The organism is Bradyrhizobium cedriense (genome assembly GCF_054602315.1).
The window spans coordinates 1-791 of record NZ_JBTSWB010000026.1; the positions used below are offsets into that span (position 1 = coordinate 1).

The window sequence follows — 791 nt, forward strand, 5'->3', positions numbered from 1 at the left end:
AACGGATCTTCGGCGTAGAGACGCGATTCCACCGCCCAGCCCGTCAGCGTGACGTCCTTCTGCGCGATGGCGAGCTTCTCGCCGGCGGCCACCCGGATCATCTGCTCGACGAGGTCGATGCCGGTGACGAGCTCGGTGACGGGATGCTCGACCTGAAGGCGGGTGTTCATCTCCAGGAAGTAGAAGCTCTTGTCCTGCCCGGCGACGAACTCGACCGTGCCGGCGGAATCGTAGTTCACGGCCTTCGCGAGCGCGACCGCCTGCTCACCCATCTGGCGGCGTGTAGCCTCGTCGAGCAACGGCGACGGCGCTTCCTCGATGACCTTCTGGTTGCGGCGCTGGATCGAGCATTCGCGCTCGCCGAGATAGATGACGTTGCCGTGCTTGTCGCCGAGCACCTGGATCTCGATGTGGCGGGGATCGACGATGAACTTTTCGACGAAGACACGGTCGTCGCCGAACGACGCCTTGGCCTCGGCCTTGGCGAGATTGAAACCCTCGGCGACTTCGGCCTTGGAATGCGCGATGCGCATGCCCTTGCCGCCGCCGCCGGCGGACGCCTTGATCATCACGGGATAGCCGATCTCGTCGGAGATGCGGACCGCGTGCTTGTCGTCCTCGATCACGCCGAGATAGCCGGGCACGGTCGAGACTTTTGCCTTGGCGGCCGCCTTCTTCGATTCGATCTTGTCGCCCATCGCCGCGATCGCGCCCGGGTTCGGGCCGATGAAGACGATGCCGGCGGCTTCCAGCGCGCGCGGGAACGCCTCGCGTTCGGACAGGAAGCCGTA

General features: G+C 65.2%; 1 protein-coding gene. It reads right to left on the bottom strand.

Annotated elements, in window-relative coordinates; genetic code table 11:
* A partial coding sequence (locus ACYCVF_RS36745; RefSeq protein ID WP_459605043.1) for an ATP-binding protein occupies window positions 1-791 on the bottom strand: 791 nt, incomplete at both ends.